This is a genomic window from Mesorhizobium sp. M7A.F.Ca.US.006.04.2.1, assembly GCF_004022915.1.
Lineage (GTDB): Bacteria > Pseudomonadota > Alphaproteobacteria > Rhizobiales > Rhizobiaceae > Mesorhizobium > Mesorhizobium ciceri.
On the sequence record NZ_RZQA01000599.1, the window covers coordinates 1 to 4,027 of the forward strand.

4 protein-coding genes are annotated in these 4,027 nt (G+C 63.3%); 3 read left to right on the forward strand and 1 reads right to left on the reverse strand.

Annotated elements, in window-relative coordinates; genetic code table 11:
• On the forward strand, positions 1-855 hold an 855-nt coding region (locus EN925_RS26095), incomplete at its 5' end, for a 3-hydroxyacyl-CoA dehydrogenase family protein (protein WP_245487303.1).
• A 5-nt stretch (positions 856-860) separates the two neighbouring features.
• Here the strand turns inward: EN925_RS26095 and EN925_RS26100 are convergent.
• Positions 861-1,667 (reverse strand): LuxR C-terminal-related transcriptional regulator, encoded by an 807-nt coding sequence (locus EN925_RS26100; RefSeq protein WP_024504754.1) that lies wholly within the window; start codon positions 1,665-1,667, stop codon positions 861-863.
• Between the two features lie 114 nt (positions 1,668-1,781).
• Here EN925_RS26100 and EN925_RS26105 point away from each other — a divergent pair, with 114 nt between their 5' ends.
• Positions 1,782-2,918, forward strand: a complete 1,137-nt coding sequence (locus tag EN925_RS26105; RefSeq protein WP_127369250.1) for an ABC transporter ATP-binding protein — start codon at positions 1,782-1,784, stop codon at positions 2,916-2,918.
• Positions 2,899-4,027 (forward strand): spermidine/putrescine ABC transporter substrate-binding protein (locus EN925_RS26110; protein ID WP_164894392.1); only part of this gene is annotated, 1,129 nt, incomplete at its 3' end. The genes EN925_RS26105 and EN925_RS26110, both read left to right, overlap by 20 nt.

The following is a 4,027-nucleotide window of genomic DNA, read 5'->3' on the forward strand; positions in this document are numbered from 1 at the left end:
ACCAACACCTCCTATCGCGACATCAGCGAAATCGCTGCCTCGACCTCGCGGCCGCAGGATGTGCTCGGCCTGCATTTCTTTTCGCCGGCCAATGTCATGAAGCTCTTGGAGATCGTGCGCGCCGAGAAGACCGCGCCCGATGCGCTGGCGACATCAGTCGACCTGGCGAGGCGGATCGGCAAGGTGGCCGTCGTGGTCGGCGTCTGCCACGGCTTCGTCGGCAACCGCATGCTTGCCGCGCGGGGCTCGGAATCGGAAGCGCTTCTTCTGGAAGGCGCAACGCCCAGCCAGATCGACCAGGTGTTCACCGATTTCGGCTGGCCGATGGGGCCGTTCCAAATGGGCGATCTCGCCGGTCTCGATATTGGCTGGCGCAACCGCAAGGCACGCGGCCAGAAAGCCGTGATCGCCGACACGCTGTGCGAACAAGGACGTTTCGGCCAGAAGACCGGCCGGGGTTTTTACCTCTATGAGGCTGGCGCGCGCACGCCAGTGCCGGATCCCGAGGTTGAAGCGCTGATCCGCGACAAGGCCGCCGAGAAGGGTATCGCACCGCGTGCGATCAGTGCGGAGGAAATCGTAGAGCGCACGCTTTACCCCCTGATCAACGAGGGCGCCAAGATCCTGGAGGAAGGCATAGCGGCCCGTGCGTCCGACATCGATGTCGTCTGGGTCAATGGCTACGGCTTTCCCATCGGCAAGGGCGGACCGATGTTCTGGGTTGGCCTTGAAGGTCCGGCCAGGATCATCGAGCGGCTCGAATACTGGCATCAACGGACGGGCAAGGATGTGTTCAAGCCGGCGCCGTTGCTGAAGCGGATGGCCGAGACCGGGTCGTGGGAAGCCGGCGGTTAGAGAGCCTACCGGATCCGTGCATCGATGATCTCGACGAAGCGCGCGAACAGGCCGGCCTGCGACTTGATCTTGAGCTTGCGGTAGATGTTGCGGCGATGGACCTTCACGGTTCCCGGCACGATGCGCATGGCGCGGGCGATCGACTCCGTCGAATGCCCCTGCAACACCAGGTCGACGACATGCTTTTCGCGCGGCGTCAGCGACAGGCTCTGCCAGATATGGGCGCGGTCGAATTCGTTGACCATAGCGGCCGTCTCGTCCTGCTTCGCTTCCGCCGTTTCGTCGGCCGGAAGAGCAGGCCAGCGCAACCTGATGAAGCTGATCACCGCGGGAGCCATGTCGCGCAGCAATCTGGCATCGGCGGTGCCGAAAGGGCCTGAAGCGCGCAGCCGCATCAGCGACAACACCAGCGCATCCTTGCCCGGCAGCGGCACGAAGAAGCCGACCTCCTCGGCCAGCCTGGTCTGGCTGTAATAGGAGCGGAAATACTCGCTGGCATAGAAACGGTCCGGCGCCAGCTCGCGCATGCGCCAGAACCCTTCCTTGCGCTCGACCGCAGCGTGATGGAACGGATCGAGCAGATACGGCCCTTCCTGATAGAGCGCGACGAACACATGGCTCTCGGTGGGCGAGAAGGTCTCGAACAGCAGCGGCGGGCGCGAGGCGCCGCGATAGCCGAAGATCACGCAGTGGTCGAATCTAACGTGCTGCCGCAGCCACTCGACCAGCGCCTGGCCAAAGAGATCGCCGCTGGTCTCCCGCGTCGTCGCGACGAGCGTGGCGAGCCGGCTGTATTCGTCGCTGCGGGACAATGCATACCCCCTTAAACGAGAAAATAGATCAGATATACCACCTGAGAGGTATATACTAGCCGCCATTGGCTCTGGTAGCGTTCCGATATTGCCCTGTTGCTGGAGCCATCAGCCTTGACCGCAGTGCCCGACATCGAGTTTCGCGGCGTCACCAAGCGCTATGGCGCGGTGACCGCGGTCAGCGGCATCGATCTCGCTGTCCCGCCCTCCGCCTTTGTCGCGCTGCTCGGTCCCTCCGGCTGCGGCAAGACCACCTGCCTGCGCATGATCGGCGGCTTCGAACAGCCGAGCGAAGGCCAGGTGTTCATTCGCGGCCAGGACATGGCCGGCACGCCGCCCTACCGGCGGCCGGTCAACATGGTGTTCCAGCAATACGCGCTGTTTCCGCATCTCGATGTCGAGGACAATGTCGCCTATGGGCTGCGCCAGGCGCGGCCAAGGCTGTCTTCGCGCGAGATCGCCTCAAGGGCGGGCGAGGCGCTCGAAATGGTGCGGCTCGCCGGCTATGGCCGCCGCAAGATCCACGAACTGTCGGGCGGCCAGCAGCAGCGTGTGGCGCTTGCCCGCGCCCTGGTCAACAAGCCGGCGGTGCTCTTGCTCGATGAGCCGCTGGCGGCGCTCGACAAGAAGCTGCGCACCGACATGCAGATCGAGCTGCAGAACCTGCAGCGCGAGATCGGCATCACCTTCGTGCTGGTCACGCACGACCAGGAGGAAGCGCTGTCGATGAGCGATTTCGTCTGCGTCATGAATGGCGGCCGCATCGTCCAGCTCGGGCAGCCGAGCGAGATCTATGACGAACCGGCCGACTTGTTTGTTGCCGATTTCGTCGGCAAGACCAATCTTTTGAGCGGTACCGTCGCCGGGCATACCGGCGATCTGGTGGAGGTGGCGCTTGCCGACGGCACCGTCATTGCGGCGCGCAAACGGACCGCCTTGCAGCAGGGCGAGGTCGTTTCGGTCAGCCTGCGTCCTGAATCGCTCAGTCTCGGCGCCCAGGCAAGCGGCCCATTCAAGGGCATCGTCCGCAACCGGATATTCCTGGGCGCGACGGCGGAATACGCGATCGAGGTCAAGGGCATCGGAACGCTGCTGGCCAAAGCCGATCACCTGATCGGTCACGGCAATCTCTTCAAGCCGGGTGAACCCGTCGCCATCGGCTTTGCCTCCGGAACGCCGCTGGCGTTTGCGGAGACCAAGAACAACGGGGCCAACCAGAGGGTAGATAAACATGTCGAAATCATATCGTGACGGACTGCCGATAAGCCCCGAGAATTTCGTCGACCAGCTGATGCGTTTGAAGCGCGGCTCGATCGGCCGCCGCGACTTTCTCGGTCTCACCGGCCTTGGCATTGCCACTGCGGTGATGGCGCGCGAGATCGGCATCATGCCGACACCGGCCTTTGCCGTGGAAAGCCTTGGCGATCGCATGTCGATCGCCACCTGGCCGAACTATCATGACCCGGCGACCTTCGAGAACTTCAAGAAGGACACCGGCGTCGCCGTCGAGGTCAACGTGTTCGGCTCCAATGAGGAGATGCTGGCCAAGCTGCAGGCCGGGGCCTCGGGCTGGAGCCTGTTCGTGCCGACCAATTACACGATCTCGACCTACAAGAAGCTCGGCATCATCGAGCCGCTGGAGATGGCGAAGCTGCCGAATTTCGACGGCTCGCAAGAGGATCCGCGCTTCACCTCGGAGGGCACGATCGATGGGACGATCTACGCCGTGCCGAAGAACTGGGGCACCACCGGCTTTGCCGTCAACACCCAGAAGCTGACCAAGCCGATGACGAGCTGGAAGGAGTTCTGGGACACCGCCATGGCGGAAGGCGACAGCCGCACCATGGTGCATGACTACCAGCTGACCACGATCGGCAATGCGCTGAAATATTACGGCTACTCGTTCAATTCGCTCAAGCAGGACGAACTGGCCAAGGCGGAGGAGCTGCTGCTGAAGGTCAAGCCGCATCTGTTCGCGGTCTCCTCCGACTACCAGCCGGGGATGCGCGCCGGCGACGCGTGGATGACCATGTGCTGGACGAATGACGGCGCGCAGCTGCATCGCGACATTCCCGAGATCGCCTATGTGCTGGGCAAGGAAGGCGGCGAGATCTGGACCGATTTCTATGCCATTCCGAAAGACGCGCCGAACAAGCCCGCCGGTTACGCGCTGCTCAACTACCTGATGAATCCGCAGGTGGCGGTGAAGGAGCATTTGGCCAATGGTGCGCCGTCGACCGATGCGCGCGTCAACAAGCTGCTGCCCAAGGAGGTGCTCGACAACCCGATCCTCTATCCGGCAGCCGACCTGTTGACGCCGCTGGAATTCGGCGCGGCGGCAACGTTGACCGACCCCGGCC